The 16,610-nt window shown below is 62.8% G+C and carries 10 protein-coding genes; 6 read left to right on the top strand and 4 right to left on the bottom strand.

Translation table 11 applies throughout. From position 1 onward, the window contains the following. Nucleotides 1-31: 31 nt before the first annotated feature. From AC3WG5_RS00745 to AC3WG5_RS00730, 4 genes are all read left to right on the top strand, one after another. Complete coding sequence (locus AC3WG5_RS00745) at nucleotides 32-691, top strand: amino acid ABC transporter permease (protein WP_482584069.1); 660 nt, start codon at nucleotides 32-34, stop codon at nucleotides 689-691. A gap of 128 nt (nucleotides 692-819) precedes the next feature. After that, the gene (locus tag AC3WG5_RS00740; protein WP_492567437.1) at nucleotides 820-1,962 is read left to right on the top strand and encodes a trans-sulfuration enzyme family protein; all 1,143 of its coding nucleotides are present in this window, start codon (nucleotides 820-822) and stop codon (nucleotides 1,960-1,962) included. A gap of 136 nt (nucleotides 1,963-2,098) precedes the next feature. Continuing rightward, nucleotides 2,099-2,584 carry an HAD family hydrolase gene (locus tag AC3WG5_RS00735; RefSeq protein ID WP_492567436.1) on the top strand — a complete coding sequence of 162 codons (486 nt, stop codon included), beginning with the start codon at nucleotides 2,099-2,101 and terminating at the stop codon, nucleotides 2,582-2,584. A gap of 93 nt (nucleotides 2,585-2,677) precedes the next feature. Then, on the top strand, nucleotides 2,678-3,454 hold the full coding sequence (locus AC3WG5_RS00730) for a ferredoxin--NADP reductase (protein WP_492567435.1): 777 nt from the start codon (nucleotides 2,678-2,680) through the stop codon (nucleotides 3,452-3,454). A gap of 112 nt (nucleotides 3,455-3,566) precedes the next feature. On the opposite strand, the gene AC3WG5_RS00725 is transcribed toward AC3WG5_RS00730, so the two are convergent. Then, nucleotides 3,567-5,831, bottom strand: coding sequence for an arginine/lysine/ornithine decarboxylase (locus AC3WG5_RS00725; RefSeq protein WP_014088400.1), 2,265 nt, complete (start codon nucleotides 5,829-5,831; stop codon nucleotides 3,567-3,569). A 333-nt stretch (nucleotides 5,832-6,164) separates the two neighbouring features. Further along, entirely contained in the window at nucleotides 6,165-7,685 is a 1,521-nt protein-coding gene (locus AC3WG5_RS00720) for a phospholipase D-like domain-containing protein (protein ID WP_492567434.1), read from the bottom strand. Between the two features lie 286 nt (nucleotides 7,686-7,971). Between AC3WG5_RS00720 and gltB the strand changes: the two genes are divergently transcribed. Both gltB and AC3WG5_RS00710 read left to right on the top strand, forming a co-directional pair. Beyond that, the gene (gltB, locus tag AC3WG5_RS00715) at nucleotides 7,972-12,420 is read left to right on the top strand and encodes a glutamate synthase large subunit (RefSeq protein WP_008952434.1); all 4,449 of its coding nucleotides are present in this window, start codon (nucleotides 7,972-7,974) and stop codon (nucleotides 12,418-12,420) included. A gap of 120 nt (nucleotides 12,421-12,540) precedes the next feature. Next, nucleotides 12,541-13,956, top strand: coding sequence for an FAD-dependent oxidoreductase (locus AC3WG5_RS00710; RefSeq protein WP_492567433.1), 1,416 nt, complete (start codon nucleotides 12,541-12,543; stop codon nucleotides 13,954-13,956). A gap of 231 nt (nucleotides 13,957-14,187) precedes the next feature. Here the strand turns inward: AC3WG5_RS00710 and AC3WG5_RS00705 are convergent, their stop codons facing one another. Further along, a complete protein-coding gene (locus AC3WG5_RS00705) occupies nucleotides 14,188-15,402 on the bottom strand; it encodes a glycosyltransferase (protein WP_492567432.1) in 1,215 nt (404 codons plus the stop codon). Continuing rightward, nucleotides 15,399-16,502, bottom strand: a complete 1,104-nt coding sequence (locus AC3WG5_RS00700) for a glycosyltransferase family 4 protein (protein WP_492567431.1) — start codon at nucleotides 16,500-16,502, stop codon at nucleotides 15,399-15,401. The genes AC3WG5_RS00705 and AC3WG5_RS00700 overlap by 4 nt, the downstream gene beginning before the upstream one ends. Between the last annotated feature and the right edge of the window lie 108 nt (nucleotides 16,503-16,610).

Raw genomic sequence — 16,610 nt, 5'->3', positions numbered from 1 at the left:
GCGGGGGCGTCGCTGTTTTTGAGGATGAGCGATGGAATGGCTTGAACTGGCGCGGCAGGCGCTGCCGGTACTGATCAAGGGGACGGGGTACACCGTGTTTTTTGCGCTCAGCACCATGGTGCTGGGCCTGCTGCTGGGCTTTGTCGTGGCGCTGGTGCGCATCGCCCGCGTGCCGCTGTTGGCGCCGCTGCTGGCGCTCTACGTCAGCGTGATGCGCGGCACGCCGCTGCTGGTGCAGATCTTCGTGATCTATTACGGTCTGCCGTCGGTCGGCATCGAGTTCGAGCCGGTCACCGCCGGGGTGCTGTCGCTGACGCTGAACGTGGCGGCCTACCTGTCGGAAAGCCTGCGCGGCGCGATTGCCGGGGTCGAGCGCGGGCAGTGGGACGCGGCGCAGTCGCTGGGGCTGAACTGGTGGCAGGCCATGCGTTTCGTGGTGGCCCCCCAGGCGCTGCGGCTGGCGGTGCCCAGCCTGGCCAACAGCCTGATTTCGCTGATCAAGGACACCTCGCTGGTCTCGGTGATCACCGTGTCCGAGCTGATGATGGCGACCAAGGACGTGATCGCGCAGACCTTCCAGCCCTTGCCGCTGTACCTGATGGCGGCGGCCATCTACTGGGCGATGAGCGCGCTGTTCGAACAGGTGCAGAAGCGCCTGGAGCTGCGCCTGGCGCATGCCTACCGTCGCTGAGCACGCTTTGCTGAGTTAAACAAACCGACGCCGGGGCTTCCCCGCCGTCGCCGGCGAAGCGCGCCGGCGTACGGTGGTAAGCTCACGGCCATCTCTGAATCACGGGACGCGATACGCGCAGGCTCTCCATGAAATTCGCCACCAAGACCATCCACAGCGGCTACGACCACCACCAGCACAACCGCGCGCTGATGCCGCCGGTGTACCAGACCTCGGCCTTCGCCCACGACCACGTCGGCGAGGCGCTGGAGTTCGGCTACGCGCGCACCGGCACGCCGACGCGCGCGGCGCTGGAAGCCTGCTTTGCGGCGCTGGAAAACGCCACGCACGGCTTCGCCTTCGGCAGCGGCATGGCCGCTATCGACGCCGTACTGCGCGCCACCTTGCAGCCGGGCGACGAGGTGCTGGCGGTGGCCGACCTGTACGGCGGCGCCTACCGCCTGCTCACCAAGGTGATGGCGCCGGCCGGCATCACGGTGCGCTTTGCCGACCTCACCGACCCGGCCAGCCTGGCCGGCGCGCTCACCCCGGCCACCAAGCTGCTGTGGCTGGAGTCGCCGACCAACCCGCTGCTCAACCTGGTCGATATCGCCGCGCTGGCAGCCATCGCCCACCGGCACGGCGTCAAGGTGGCGGTCGACAACACCTTCGCCACGCCCTATCTGCAGAACCCGCTCGATCTGGGGGCCGACATCGTGATGCACTCCGCCACCAAGTATCTGGGCGGCCACTCCGATGTGCTGCTCGGGCTGGTGGCGGTGAAAGACGCCGAACTGGCCAAGTCGATCAAGTTCATCCAGAACGCCACCGGCGGCGTGCCGGGTCCGCAGGACTGCTTCCTGACGCTGCGCGGCATCAAGACGCTGCACCTGCGCATGGAGCGTCACTGCGACAACGCCGAGCGCGTGGCCGCCTTCCTGGCCTCGCACCCGGCCATCGAGAAAGTGTTCTACCCCGGCCTCGCCGATCACCCACAACACGAGCTGGCGCGGCGCCAGATGCGGCGTTTCGGCGGCGTCGTCACGGTCTACCTCAAGGACGACAGCCGTGCCGCCGCCAGCCGCGTGGCCGAGCGCCTGCAGTACTTCCTGCTGGCCGAATCGCTGGGCGGGGTGGAGTCGCTGGTCAATCATTCCTACACCATGTCGCACGGCGGTATGCCGCCGGAACAGAAGGCCGCCTTGGGCATCCGCGAGGGTCAGCTGCGTTTCTCGGTCGGCATCGAGGACATCGACGACCTGCTGGCCGACCTGGCCCAGGCGCTGGCCTGACGCGGATGAGCCGATCCGCACGGCACCGCACTCCGGTCCGGGTGATGCCGGCCAGGGAACGGACGCGCGGTGCGAGTCGGCCCGGCTGCGCCCGTGCCGGGCTCTTCGGCCAACCTGCGCGCGAGCGGAGTGGGCGATGAACCGTCCCCTCCATCTACTGTTCGACTGGGGCGACACGCTGATGGCCGACCTGCCGGGGCAGGCGGGCAGCATGTGGCGCTGGCCCGAGGTGCGCGCCATGCCCGGCGCGTACGATACGCTGGCGACGCTGGCCGGGCGCTTGCCGTGCCACGTCGCCACCAACGCGGCCGAGTCGGGCGCCGACGACGTGCGCCTCGCGCTGGCGCGGGTCGGTCTGGACGACCTGGTCGGGCGGGTGTTCTGCCGCCGCGAGCTGGGCCTGGCCAAATCCGACCCGGCGTTCTATCGCCGCATCGCGGCCGAGCTGGGGGTGGCGCCGCCGCAGCTGTGGATGGTCGGCGACTCGCTCGCCAACGACGTGCACTCGGCCCGGGCCGCCGGTCTCACCGCCATCTGGCTCAATGCCGCTGGTGCAGCGCCGCCGCCCGGCGTGCCGGCGATCGCGGCGCTGCCGCAACTGCTCGAGCTGCTGGCCGACTGAGTCTTGCGCGTCTCTTCGGCCAACCTCGCTGGCATAAAGTAGGGGCTTGCGGTAATATCCGAGTAAAATAGTCGGATATTACGGAGAACCGCCATGCCAGCTCCCGCCGCGAAGTACACCGCCGAGCGTATCCTGTGGAAACATCACTGGACCGACCGCTTGATCAGCTTCCGCCTCAGTCGCGATCCCGCCTTCCGCTTCACCCCCGGACAGTTTGCCCGGCTCGGCCTGCAGATCTCCGAGACCGGTTTCGTCTGGCGCGCCTATTCCATCGTCTCGGCAAGCTGGGACGACTACCTCGAGTTCTATTCCATCGTGGTGCCAGAAGGGGAGTTCACGCCGCGCCTGGCGCGTCTCGAGGTCGGCGACCAGATCCTGGTCGACAAGACCCCGAACGGCTTTTTCACCACCGACCGCTTCCCCGACGGCGAAGACCTGTGGCTGCTCGCCACCGGCACCGCACTCGGGCCCTATCTGTCCATCCTGCACGAGACCGCGGTATGGCAGCGCTTCCGTCACATCGTGCTGGTGCACAGCGTGCGCGAGGCGGCGGAGCTGAGCTACCAGGCCGAGATCGCGGCGCTGCGGCGGCACCCGCTGTGGGCCGAGCACGGCCACAAGCTGCAGTACCTGCCGGTGGTGACGCGCGAAACGCTCCCCGGCACCCTGTCGCAACGCATTCCGGCGATGCTGGCCGACGGCACCCTGGAGCGCGCCGCCGGCGTGACGCTGTTGCCCGAGCGCTCGCGCCTCATGATCTGCGGCAGTCCGCAGATGGTCGAAGACACCCATCGCCAGCTCAAGGGCATGGGCTATGCCTTGAGCCGGCTGTCGGCCCCGGCCCAACTGGCGCTGGAGAATGGCTGGTAAGCGCCGGGCGGTTCGCCAGCGTTCCGGCGCGATGCCGTATCCGTCCCGGCCGGCATAAAACAAAACGGCCTCCCGCAGGGGGAGGCCGTTGGTTTTCCGTGAGTGCGGCGGCTTACTGCTTGACGCAATCCACGCAGTACACCTTCTTGCCGTTCTTTTCCATCGCCACCAGGCCGTGCACGTCGGTCTCGAAGCCCGGCAGCTCGCCGTTGAACTCCTGGGCGAAGCGCAGGTAGTCGACGATGGTGCGGTTGAAGCGTTCGCCCGGGATCAGCAGCGGGATACCCGGCGGGTACGGCGTCAGCAGCACCGAGGTGACACGGCCTTCCAGTTCCTCCACCGGCACGCGCTCGATCTCGCGGTGCGCCATCTTGGCGAAGGCGTCGGCCGGACGCATTGCCGGCTCCATCTCGGACAGGTAGATCTCGGTGGTCAGGCGCGCGATGTCGTGCTTGCTGTACAGCTGGTGAATGCGCTGGCACAGCTCGCGCAGGCCGACGCGCTCGTACTGCGGGTACTTGGCGACGAACTCCGGCATGATGCGCCACATCGGCTGGTTCTTGTCGAAATCGTCCTTGAACTGCTGCAGCAGCGAGATCAGCGTGTTCCAGCGGCCCTTGGTGATGCCGATGGTGAACATGATGAAGAAGCTGTACAGGCCGGTCTTCTCCACCACCACGCCGTGCTCCGTCAGGTACTTGGTGACGATGGCGGCCGGGATGCCCATCTCTTCGAAGCTGCCGTCCACGTCCAGGCCCGGGGTGAGGATGGTGGCCTTGATCGGGTCGAGCAGGTTGAAGCCTTCCTCGATGCCGGCAAAGCCGTGCCAGCGCTCGTCCGGCTCCAGTTCCCAGTCGGCCGGGTCGCAGATGCCGTCGTCGGACAGTTCGTTCGGCCCCCACACCTTGAACCACCAGTCGTGGCCGTACTCCTCGTCCACCTTGCGCATGGCGCGGCGGAAGTCCAGCGCCTCCACCAGCGATTCCTCCACCAGCGCCTGGCCGCCCGGCTGCTCCATCATCGCCGCCGCCACGTCGCAGCTGGCGATGATCGCGTACTGCGGGCTGGTCGAGGTGTGCATCAGGTAGGCCTCGTTGAACCAGGCGGTGTCGAGCTGGCGGTTCTGCGGGTCCTGCACCAGGATCTGCGAGGCCTGCGAGATGCCGGCCAACAGCTTGTGGGTGGACTGGGTGGAGAAGATCATCGAGTCCTTGCAGCGCGGACGGCCCTCGCCGATGGCGTGGAAGTCGCCGTAGAAGTCGTGGAAGCTCGCGTGCGGCAGCCAGGCTTCATCGAAGTGCAGGGTGTCGACCTCGCCGTCCAGCATGCTCTTGATCTCCTCGACGTTGTACAGGATGCCGTCGTAGGTGGACTGGGTGATGGTCAGGATGCGCGGCTTGGCGCCCGGGTTCTTTTCCAGCGCCTCGCGCGCGAACGGGTTGGCCAGAATCTTTTTCTTGATGTTGTCGAGCTGGAATTCGGACTTCGGAATCGGGCCGATGATGCCGTAATGGTTGCGCGTCGGCATCAGGAACACCGGAATCGCCCCGGTCATCATGATGGCGTGCAGGTTCGACTTGTGGCAGTTGCGGTCCACCAGCACGATGTCGCCGGCGGCGACGGTGGAGTGCCAGACGATCTTGTTCGAGGTCGAGGTGCCGTTGGTGACGAAGAACAGGTGGTCGGCGCTGAAGATGCGCGCGGCGTTGCGCTCGGAGGCGGCCACCGGGCCGGTGTGATCCAGCAGCTGGCCCAGCTCGTCCACCGCGTTGCACACGTCGGCACGCAGCATGTTCTCACCGAAGAACTGGTGGAACATCTGGCCCACCGGGCTCTTCAGGAACGCCACGCCGCCGGAGTGGCCCGGGCAGTGCCAGGAGTAGGAACCGTCGTGGGCGTAATGCACCAGGGCGCGGAAGAACGGCGGTGCCAGCGTGTCCAGATACGATTTGGCTTCACGGATGATGTGACGCGCCACGAACTCCGGGGTGTCCTCGTGCATGTGGATGAAACCATGCAGCTCGCGCAGGATGTCGTTCGGAATGTGGCGTGCCGTGCGCGTCTCGCCGTACAGGTAAAGTGGGATATCCGGGTTGCGGCGGCGAATCTCGGCCACGAAGTTGCGCAGGTTGGCCAGCGCATCCAGCGCCTCTTCCGGCGTGCCGGAGCCAAACTCCTCGTCGTCGATCGACAGGATGAAGCCGGCGGCGCGGCTCTGTTGCTGGGCAAACGACGTCAGATCGCCGTAGCTGGTATAACCCACGACTTCCATGCCTTCCTTCTCCATCGCAGCGGCCAGCTCGCGGATGCCGGAGCCGCTGGTGTTTTCGGAACGGAAGTCTTCGTCGATGATGACGATGGGGAAATGGAAACGCATGCCTGTGTCCTCATACACGGCGTACCGGAACGTCACCGGCACGCTGGGATAAAGGGCGCTTAGCACCGCGGTACGCATGGGATTGGTAGGGCGTGTTCACCGTCGTTTTGTCACTGCGGACGCACGACGCTAAACCCGCCCTTTGGCAATCGTTTCGCCAGCCGGCTTAGGTCAACCCGAAAGAAAAGCGCGTAGTGTAGCGGATAATCGTGAACAATGTTGCACTACGGAAAGCGTGTTTTTACGCGCCTCGCCGCCACGCCGGATCACGCTGGCCAAGACCCTCCGCACCGGGTTGGCAGGGGGGGCGGAATCGACCGTTTAACGGGCCTTTCAGCCCTCCGGGGGCGGTTTATCGTCAGACTCCGGATGAGGCTCCAAGGTGCCCGGCGGCTGTCGCTTTTTTTTCCACCGCGCCCGGTACAGCCCCAACGCCTTCAGCACCACCGCCCCGCCCGAGAGCAACAGCAAGAGCGCCAGCGGCCCGGCGATCAGGTAGGGAAACAGGGCGCTGATCAGGGCCAGCAGTAGCAGCGCGGCGCCGATGGTCAGGAAGGAGCTGGCTTCGCTGGCTTCCACGGTGCGCGTACCGCGTACCGCCGCCCCCAGCGCATCGCCGATGCGCGCCGCCTGGCGCGCGGCCGCCGAGGCACCTAACGCCGCAGCGCCCGGCTTGGGCAACAGCAGGCTCTGGTAATCGCGCTGGCGCGGCCGGCTCAGTACCGGGCGGTGGCGGTGCGCCGAGAGTCGCACCTCGGTGGCGTGCTCCAGGTCGTCGAGAAACTTGTCGGCGAGCTTGCCGGCGATCTCCTCGTCCTCCACGGCCACATCGATTTCGCGGTTGGCAAGCCAGCTCGACAGGTTCAGGTTGGACGAGCCCAGGCGCGCCCAGCGTCCGTCCGCCACCGCCGTCTTGGCGTGGATCATCGGTCCGTCCCACTCGAACACCCGCACCCCGGCTTCCAGCAGCGGCCGGTACAGCGTGCGCGACACCGTGGCGATCCAGCCGATGTCGCTCGAGCGCGGCACCAGCAGGCGCACGTCGACGCCATCCTTGGCCGCGTTCTGCAATGCCGTCAGGTAGGTGCTGGTGCCCATGAAATAGGCATCGGTCAGCCACAGCGAGCGGCGCGCGAAGCTGGCGATCAAGAGGTCCAGCCGCATCAGGTTGGCGGTGGCCGGGGTGGTGGCGATCAGCCGCGCCGCCACGCTGCCGCCGATCATGCTGCGGCTCGCCTGGCGCAGCGACTCGTCCAGCGCTTCGCCGCAACTGGCCCAGCTGTCGGCGAAGGCGTCGATGGCATCCTGCAGTACCGGGCCGCTGAGCCGTGCACCAGTATCGCGCCACGGCTCCCCCCCCTTGTCCGGTTTGCCCTCCCAGCGCGAGCTGATGCCCAGTCCGGAGATGAACGCCTCCGCCCCGTCGACGATGATCAGCTTGCGATGGTTGCGCCCCAGCGGACTGCTGCCGCCCGACAGGCTCGGCCGGTTGTAGGTCCGCACCTCGGCGCCGGCGGCCAGCAGGGGCTTGAAGAAGCCGCGCAAGTGCGCCTTCCAGCTGCCCAGCCAGTCCACCAGCAAGCGCACCTGCACCCCCTTGGTGGCTTGCTCGATCAGGATTTCCCGGATACGTTGGCCGAAGCTGTCGTCGGCGAAGATATAGATTTCGATCAGGATCGAATCGCAGGCTCCCGACAGCGCCGCCTCCCAGGCCGGGAAGTTCTCGCAGCTGTCGAAAAGCAGGTCAATGGTATTGCCATTGATCAGCGGCGCGCCCGCCGATCGGGCGAATGCCTGGTCGGCCAGCTGCCGGACGAAATCCAGGGCGGCGGGGGAGGGTTTAGAGCTGGGCATGGCCAGATTGTATATTGTCAGACATGGCGTGAACCAAGGTGATGCATGTGCACCACGCATGGCACCAAAATGGTGCTTTTTGTGTCGTTTATATGAAAATCCGTGTCACAAAGATGAAAAATAATTCTTTGAAAAAATCCGGATTTCCCAATTTTTTTGTCAAAAAAAACAGCGTAATGCTTTGATTTAAAAGCAATTATGCGCCGCACAAAAAGCGGTTGCAGGAGGGCGCGCCTTGACCTTAGAATCAAAGACATTCGCTTCACATTATAATCAGGTAGATGGTATGGAAAGACAGCAATGGCTGCAGGGCACCTTGTACCGCCCGGATTTCGAGCAGGATAGCTGTGGCTTTGGTTTGATCGCCCAACTGGAGGACAAACCGAGTCATTGGCTGGTGCAGACCGCAATTTCCTCGCTCGCCAAACTGACCCATCGCGGTGCGGTGGCTGCCGACGGCAAATCGGGCGACGGTTGCGGCCTGTTGTTCCGCAAACCCGACGGCTTCCTGCGTGAAGTCGCCCACGAGGCCGGCATTGCCCTCAAGGCGAGCTACGCCGCCGGTCTGGTGTTCCACCATCCAGAGCAGGAGCAGGGCCAGCGCAGCCTGCGTCGCCTGAAAGAGTTCCTCGAAGCGCAGGAACTCGAAGTGGCCGGCTTCCGCACCGTGCCGGTGGACGTCTCGGCTTGTGGCGAATACGCCATCAAGACCCTGCCCTCCATGGTGCAGGTGTTCGTGAACTGTCCGTTCGGCATGGACGACGCCAGCTTCCAGCGCCGCCTGTACATGGCGCGCCGCCAAGCCGAGAAGGCCAACAAGGCCGAAGACGGTTATTTCTACCTGCCGACCCTGTCGCCGCACACGCTGTCCTACAAGGGCCTGGTCACGCCGGAAAACCTGCCGAAGTTCTTCCTCGATCTGCAGGACGAGCGTTTCGAGGCCAGCCTGGCGGTGTTCCACCAGCGTTTCTCCACTAACACCTGGCCGCAGTGGAAGCTGGCTCAGCCATTCCGCTTCCTCGCCCATAACGGCGAGATCAACACGGTGCAGGGCAACCGCTACTGGTCCAAGGCGCGCGAGCGCATCATGTCGACGCCGCACCTCGACATGGACGCCATCCGCCCGATCGTGCAGACCGACGGCTCCGACTCGATGAGCCTCGACAACATGCTCGAAGGCCTGCTGATGGGCGGCATTCCGCTGTTCCGCGCGCTGCGCCTCCTAGTGCCGCCGGCCTGGCAGAACGTCGACTCCACCGACAAGGACCTGCGCGCCTTCTACGAATTCAACTCGATGCACATGGAGCCGTGGGACGGTCCGGCCGGCATCGTGCTGACCGACGGCCGCTACGCCGCCTGTCTGCTCGACCGCAACGGCTTGCGCCCGGCGCGCTGGGTGCTGACCCGCGACAATATCCTCACCATCGCCTCCGAAGTGGGTGTATGGGACTACAAGCCGGAAGAAGTCGTGCGCAAGGGCCGCGTCAAGCCGGGCCAACTGTTCGCCGCCGACCTCACCACCGGCGAACTGTTGATGCCGGAAGACATCGATGCCCAGCTGAAGAGTGCCAAGCCATACCGTCAGTGGATCAAGGACAGCGGCAAGTATCTCGAGCTGTCGATTGAGGATGACTCCTCCCTCGAAGCGATGCCGAAGGACGAGCTGCTCAAGTATCAGAAGCTGTTCAACGTCAGCTTCGAAGAGCGCGATCAGGTGCTGCGCGTACTGGCCGATGACGGCCAGGAAGCCATTGGTTCCATGGGTGACGACACCCCGATGGCCGTGCTGTCGCAAAAGGTCCGCTCGCCGTTCGATTTCCTGCGCCAGCAGTTCGCCCAGGTCACCAACCCGCCGATCGACCCGATCCGCGAAGCGGTGGTGATGTCGCTCAACACCGTGTTCGGTCCCGAGCGCAACATGTTCGAAGAGAGCGCCGAGCACGCCAAGCGTCTCGAAGTGCGCTCGCCGGTGCTGTCTCACGAAAAGTTCGTGCGTGTCACCACGCGTCCGGAAAGCTACCTCAAGTCGACCTCCTTCGACCTGTGCTACGACCCGTCCGAGGGAGGCCTGAAGGCTGCCATCGAGCGCCTGTGTCAGCACGTGGTGGACGCCGTGCGCGAGGGCACCGTGGTGGTGGTGCTGTCCGACCGCACCCTCGGTGACGGCCGCCTGCCGATCCATGCGCTGTTCGCCACCGGTGCCGTGCACCACGCCCTGATCGATGCCGGCCTGCGCTGCAAGAGCAATATCGTGGTGGAAACCGGCACCGCGCGTGACGCACACCAGATTGCGTGTCTGCTGGGCTATGGCGCGACCGCCGTCTACCCCTACCTCGCCTACCAGATCATCGCCGAACTGGTGCAGTCGGGCGAGGTCGAGCTGAAGACCAACGAAGCGCTGCAGCACTACCGCAAGGGCATCAACAAGGGCCTCTTGAAGGTGCTGTCGAAGATGGGGATTTCGACCGTTGCCTCCTACCGTGGCGCGCAGCTGTTCGAAGCCGTCGGCATCCACGAGGAAGTCGTCGAGCTGTGCCTGAAAGGCACCGTGAGCCGCGTCTCCGGCGCCAATTTCGAGGACTTCGAAGACGACCAGCAGAAGCTGGTTCGCCTCGCCTTCAACCCGATGCGTTCGATCACCCAGGGTGGCCTGCTGAAGTACGTGCACGGCGAGGAATACCACGCCTACAACCCCGACGTGGTGATGCAGCTGCAGAAGGCAGTGCAGAACGACGATTACAACGCCTACCTGAAGTATGCCGAGCTGGTCAACGAGCGTCCGGTGGCGATGATCCGCGACCTGATGCAGCTCAAGCTGGCCGACAACCCGATCCCGCTCGACGAAGTCGAGTCGGTCGAGTCCATCGTCAAACGTTTCGACTCCGCCGGCATGTCGCTGGGTGCGCTGTCGCCGGAAGCGCACGAGGCGCTGGCCACAGCCATGAACCGCCTCGGCGGCCGCTCCAACTCCGGTGAGGGTGGCGAAGACCAGGCGCGCTACGGCACCGAGAAGATGTCGAAGATCAAGCAGGTCGCCTCTGGCCGCTTCGGCGTCACCCCGCATTACCTGGTCAACGCCGAAGTGCTGCAGATCAAGGTCGCCCAGGGCGCCAAGCCGGGCGAGGGCGGCCAGCTGCCGGGCGATAAGGTGTCGCCGCTGATCGCCAAGCTGCGTCACTCTAAGCCGGGCATCAGCCTGATTTCGCCGCCGCCACACCACGACATCTACTCGATCGAAGACTTGGCCCAGCTGATCTTCGACCTGAAGCAGGTCAACCCCGACGCGCTGGTGTCGGTGAAACTGGTAGCCGAACCGGGCGTCGGCACCATCGCTGCCGGCGTGGCCAAGGCCTACGCCGACCTGATCACCATCTCCGGCTACGACGGCGGTACTGGCGCCAGCCCGCTGACCTCGGTCAAGTACGCCGGCACGCCGTGGGAACTGGGCCTCTCCGAAGCCCAGCAGGTGCTGCGCGCCAACGGCCTGCGCGGCCGCGTGCGGGTGCAGACCGACGGTGGCCTGAAGACCGGTCTCGACGTGGTCAAGGCTGCCATCCTCGGTGCCGAATCGTTCGGTTTCGGTACCGGCCCGATGGTGGCGCTGGGTTGCAAGTACCTGCGGATCTGCCACCTCAACAACTGCGCAACCGGCGTCGCCACGCAGGAAATGAAGCTGCGCTCCAAGTACTTCATCGGCCTGCCGGAAATGGTGATGAACTACTTCCTGTTCATCGCCCGTGAAACCCGCGAGTGGATGGCCAAGCTCGGTGTGCGCACCATGGAAGAACTGATCGGCCGCATGGACCTGATGGGTCTGTTGCAGGGCCAGAGCGAGCGCCAGCAGCGTCTCGACCTGTCTCCGCTGCTGAACCAGGGCTCCATTCCGGACAGCGAACCGCGCTTCTGCGTCGATGACCGCAACCCGTCGTTTGACAAGGGCGAGTTGGCCGAAGCCATCGTCAAGGATGCCCTGCCGGCGATCCAGGCCAAGCAGATGCTGCGCCTGGAGTACCCGATCGAGAACATCCACCGCTCCATCGGCGCCCGTCTGTCCGGGGAAATCGCCAAGGCGCACGGCGCGGCCGGTCTGCCGGAAGGCTGTCTGACCGTCAAGTTCACCGGCTCGGCCGGTCAGAGCTTTGGCGTCTGGAACGCGCCCGGCCTGCACCTGGAAGTCGAAGGCGACGCCAACGACTACGTCGGCAAAGGCATGGCCGGTGGCCGCGTGGTGGTCTACCCGCCGAAAGGCGCGGCATATAAGTCGCACGAGTCGATCATCATCGGCAACACCTGCCTGTACGGTGCCACCGGCGGCCAGCTCTACGCGTCCGGCGTCGCCGGCGAGCGCTTCGGGGTGCGCAACTCCGGCGCGCTGGCGGTGATCGAAGGCGCGGGCGACCACTGCTGCGAATACATGACCGGCGGCTGCGTGATCTCGCTGGGCGAAACCGGCTACAACTTCGGCGCCGGCATGACCGGGGGCTTCGCCTTCGTCTACGACCCGAACGAACGCTTCGCCTACCGCTACAACAACGAGCTGGTGGACATCCACCTGATCAACGGCGAAGCCATGGGTATGTACCGTGCCTTCCTGCTGGACAAGCTGGCCAAGCACGTCGAATTCACCGGTTCCGATATCGGCCGCAACATGCTGGAAAACTTCGACGACTTCGTCGACTACTTCTGGCTGGTGAAGCCCAAGGCCGCCAAGCTCGATAGCCTGCTGAAGGATTGATGATTGATCATGGATGGGGCCGATGCCCCATCCCTTCGGCTCCAGCTCTGAATCACACAGATATGATAGTTAGTGGGCGGCGTGCAGAAGCACGCCTTGCCCCGGCAAGAGGAAGCCACCATGGGTGACGTATTCCAATTCATGACGCTCCCGCGCAACCCCGGCGACAAGGTCGAGGCGGCGGTGCGCAAGATCGAATTCAAGGAAATCTACCGGCCGCTGAACAGCGCCGATGCAGCCGAACAGGCCGGGCGCTGCCTGTCCTGCGGCAACCCCTATTGCGAATGGGAATGCCCGGTACACAATTTCATTCCCAACTGGCTGAAGATGGTCAACGAAGGCCGCCTGTTCGAAGCGGCGGAACTGTCCCACAAGACCAACAGCCTGCCGGAAATCTGCGGCCGCGTCTGTCCGCAGGACCGCCTGTGCGAAGGCGCCTGCACCCTCGAACAAGGCGGTTTCGGCGCCGTGAGCATCGGCTCCATCGAGAAGTACATCACCGACGAAGCCTACAAGGCGGGCTGGCGCCCAGACATGTCCAAGGTGGTGTGGACCGACAAGAAAGTCGCGGTTATCGGTGCCGGCCCGGCCGGCCTCGGCTGTGCCGACGTGCTGGTACGCAACGGCGTCAAGCCGGTGGTGTTCGACCTGTACGAAGAAATCGGCGGCCTGCTGACCTTCGGCATCCCCGAATTCAAGCTGGAAAAGAGTGTGGTCAAGCGTCGCCGCGAGATCATGGAAGGTATGGGCGTCGAGTTCCGTCTCAACACCGAGATCGGCCGCGACGTCCAGATCGAAGAACTGCTGGAACAGTACGACGCCGTGTTCATGGGCATGGGCGCCTACAAGTACATGAAGGGCGGCTTCGATGGCGAAAGCCTGCCTGGCGTGCTGGAAGCGCTGCCGTTCCTGGTCAACAACGTGCGTCAGCACCTGGGCACCCTGCCGGCCGACGAAACTCCTCTCTCGATGAAGGGCAAGCGCGTGGTGGTGCTGGGCGGTGGCGATACCGCTATGGACTGTAATCGTACCTCCATCCGCCAGGGCGCCGAGCGGGTGATCTGCGCCTATCGCCGTGACGAAGCCAACATGCCGGGCTCCAAGCGCGAAGTTGGCAACGCCAAGGAAGAGGGCGTCGAATTCCTGTGGAACCGCCAGCCGCTGGGCATCGAGCAAGCGGTCGATGGCAGCCTGCGGCTCAAGTTGGCCGAAACCCGCCTCGGCGCCCCGGACGCCAAGGGCCGCCGCAGTGCCGAGCTCGTGCCGGGCAGCGAAGAAGTGCTGGAGTGCGACCACGTCGTCATCGCCTTCGGCTTCCAGGCCGAAGCAGCCGACTGGTTCGAGCGCCACTCCATCTCCGTGGACGAGCGCGGCCGCACCCTGGCCTCGGGTCGCGCCAAATACAAGTACCAGACCAGCAACGCCAAGGTCTTTGCCGGCGGCGACCAGGTCCGCGGCGCCGACCTTGTGGTCCGCGCCGTCTACGAAGGCCGTCAGGCTGCCGAAGGCATGCTGGAATACCTGAAGGTCTGGTAAGAACGAATTGTTCGACCAGCTTACAACCCGCAATGAGGCTAATGCCAGTCAGTTAAGCTGACTGGCATTCTTTTCCAGAGTATTTGGTACGCACTGCTTGACCTGACGTGTATAAGATTACTCGCGTCTTGTGGATAAAAATAGCACTATGCTTGCTCCTGTAACTGTGCCAAGTGTTGCGGCCGCGTGCTGGATGTTTCCCGCGGGCCAAGTCGCAACACTTCGGCACCTTTACATCGCCGTTCTCGCGTCTGGCTTGATCATCCCCTCACTTCCATGAAGAACCTTTTTCGGCCGATTGTTACTGCTAGTGGTGCGAATGTGCAGCAGGTCTTGGTAGAGCAAAAGAGTCTCGTGGACCATTGTCTCACTAGTGAATGCCTCCTTATAGCGCCGTCTACCCTCCCTTCCCAACGTCTCTGCAAGGGTGGAATCGCCAAGTATTTGCTTCAGGTGTGTTGCGAGTGATGCGGCATCTCCAGGAGGGACATTAAAACCAGTTTCTCCATGCCGATTAACCCATGGCACACCAGAGCCAGGAATGTCGCAAGCAACGATCGGCTTGGCCGCTGCCATTGCTTCGAGCAGAACAACTCCAAAAGCCTCTGATCGAACAGTTGATGGCAGGCAAAATACATCGCTTGCAGCAAAAAGAGAGGGGAGCAGATCATCGCTGACTCGGCCGAGGAAATGGATCTTCTCTTGAAGGCCATTCTCTACAACTTGCTGGCGGTATGACTCAAGCAATTCGCCCGCTCCTCCAATTAGGATCACGGTGTCTGACGGCAAGTGCGCTGCAGCACTAATCAATGTGTCAAATCCCTTGTAATAAGTCATGCGGCCGAGAGAGAAGATGATACGCCGGTTACCATACTGGTTCCGGATGGAGCTTACCTTTTCTGGCGTTGTCGCTGTCGAACTGTAAGGGTCCTGAATTCCGATAGGAATAACAGCGACTTTCTCAGCAAAGTCTCTTAACCATGGTGATGACTCGGCATAGGGGGGTGAGGTCGCAATAATTGCATCTGCACGTTTCAGTAATAATTGCTGCAGAGGGGCATACAGTTTTAGGGCGGTACGCTGGCTCACAATGTCACTATGCCAATGTACCACTAGCTTGCACGTAGGGCGGGTGAATGCCAGTGCCAGATTCGCCATCGGATCGGGAAGGTGAACATGGATGACATCATAGTGTCGAGCCAGTCGCTGGGTGTGGGCTATCAAAGCTGGGGAAAGGGATGTCGACAGGACTTTTCCCAGAGAACTGGCTCGAATGACCGTGTAGCCACTTGGGGTGCGTGAGACGTCTGTACGTGATGTCGTGTTGGCACATAAAACATCGGCTTGAACGCCAGCATCATTTAGGCCTTCAACAAGCTCGCGCACCACCGACTCGATGCCCCCTTCGACGGGAGCATAGAACTTCGAGATTTGGAGAATCTTCATGCTGGAGTATCTTCAAGAAGGCCTGCACATTGCAGGTGGTTGCGTAAAAGTATGGCTGATTTTGACCAAGTAAAGTCCATGCATCTGGCTCGACCCCGCGCTGCGAGGTCCGCCTGTAATGCGGGATCGTTCGTGATGGTTCTTAAGGCTCTGGCAATGTCCGGTACGTTTGTGGCATCGAAGTACATTGCGGCATCAGCACAGACTTCTGGAATGGAGGATGCGTGGGAAGCGACAACCGGGCAGCCGCAAGTCATCGCTTCCAGCGGAGGAATGCCGAAGCCTTCATATAGAGAGGGGAAAACAAAGGCGGATGCGTGTTCGTAAAGTGCCCTGAGGGCGGCATCCGAAACAGAGCCTGCGAAAAGAACCCCCGGTGTATTGGCGCCAACGGTCGAGGCCGTCGCAAATACACTCGCATTGGATGCCCCCACGATTACAAGCGGCAGCTCGGTAGCCAGATTGGCCGTAGCATAGCCTGCAATGAGAGCCGAGAGATTTTTTGTGGGATTTAGGCTTCCAACAGCAAGAAGATATCGCCCCTCTGAAATCCCAAGGGTTCTAAGGACGGATACGTCCGATGGAGTGGCCAGAATATGCTCCGCAGAATTAGGTACAACCTTGAATTCACGACCGGTCAATTGCTGAGCCAGCTCATTGGCCGAACGGGCAGAGACCGTAAGTTGCAAGGGGGCCGCTCGCGTTATGACGCGGAAAAGCATCCGGTACCAAGCTACAAATCGCCAAGAATAGGCATGAGGATAGAGATAGACTGCAGCGTCATGAATGGTTGGAATACAGGTGCCTCCTAGCATCGGAGCAGAGCCAGATAGACATAATAGTGCTCCATCACGGGACGCCATAGGTAATGCAATCTGTTCCCATAGTGTTGTCGAGCCTAGCTTATAGCCACATGTCTTCTGCTCAATCACCTGCAATGGTAGCGATGGCGCACCCTCTGGTTTGAGAAGAACCACACGGGTTGCTGTAGGGCGCAGAAGTAAATCGTTGTCCAAAGCCATGATTAGGCTATGGGCGAAGCGTTGGACGCCGGTCATTCGCTGTAGTAAGAATTTACCGTTGATATAGAGGGTTTTCAACGTGCACCTCTTTCAGGATGCAGGTTTGACATAGTGCAAACCAAATCAACATAAATAGTACAACCATGGACGGACTCTATTCTCGATGCCATCTCTGATCATGATTAT

The organism is Pseudogulbenkiania sp. FW507-F1 (genome assembly GCF_058781125.1).
This window is presented reverse-complemented; position numbering and strand designations above follow the sequence as displayed.

Coding starts and splice junctions, on each gene's coding strand:
- AC3WG5_RS00720 (WP_492567434.1), bottom strand. CDS start 7,685: ATGCCCAGCTCTAAACCCTCCCCCGCCGCCCTGGATTTCGTCCGGCAG.
- AC3WG5_RS00740 (WP_492567437.1), top strand. CDS start 820: ATGAAATTCGCCACCAAGACCATCCACAGCGGCTACGACCACCACCAG.
- AC3WG5_RS00705 (WP_492567432.1), bottom strand. CDS start 15,402: ATGAAGATTCTCCAAATCTCGAAGTTCTATGCTCCCGTCGAAGGGGGC.
- AC3WG5_RS00710 (WP_492567433.1), top strand. CDS start 12,541: ATGGGTGACGTATTCCAATTCATGACGCTCCCGCGCAACCCCGGCGAC.
- AC3WG5_RS00745 (WP_482584069.1), top strand. CDS start 32: ATGGAATGGCTTGAACTGGCGCGGCAGGCGCTGCCGGTACTGATCAAG.
- gltB (WP_008952434.1), top strand. CDS start 7,972: ATGGAAAGACAGCAATGGCTGCAGGGCACCTTGTACCGCCCGGATTTC.
- AC3WG5_RS00730 (WP_492567435.1), top strand. CDS start 2,678: ATGCCAGCTCCCGCCGCGAAGTACACCGCCGAGCGTATCCTGTGGAAA.
- AC3WG5_RS00735 (WP_492567436.1), top strand. CDS start 2,099: ATGAACCGTCCCCTCCATCTACTGTTCGACTGGGGCGACACGCTGATG.
- AC3WG5_RS00725 (WP_014088400.1), bottom strand. CDS start 5,831: ATGCGTTTCCATTTCCCCATCGTCATCATCGACGAAGACTTCCGTTCC.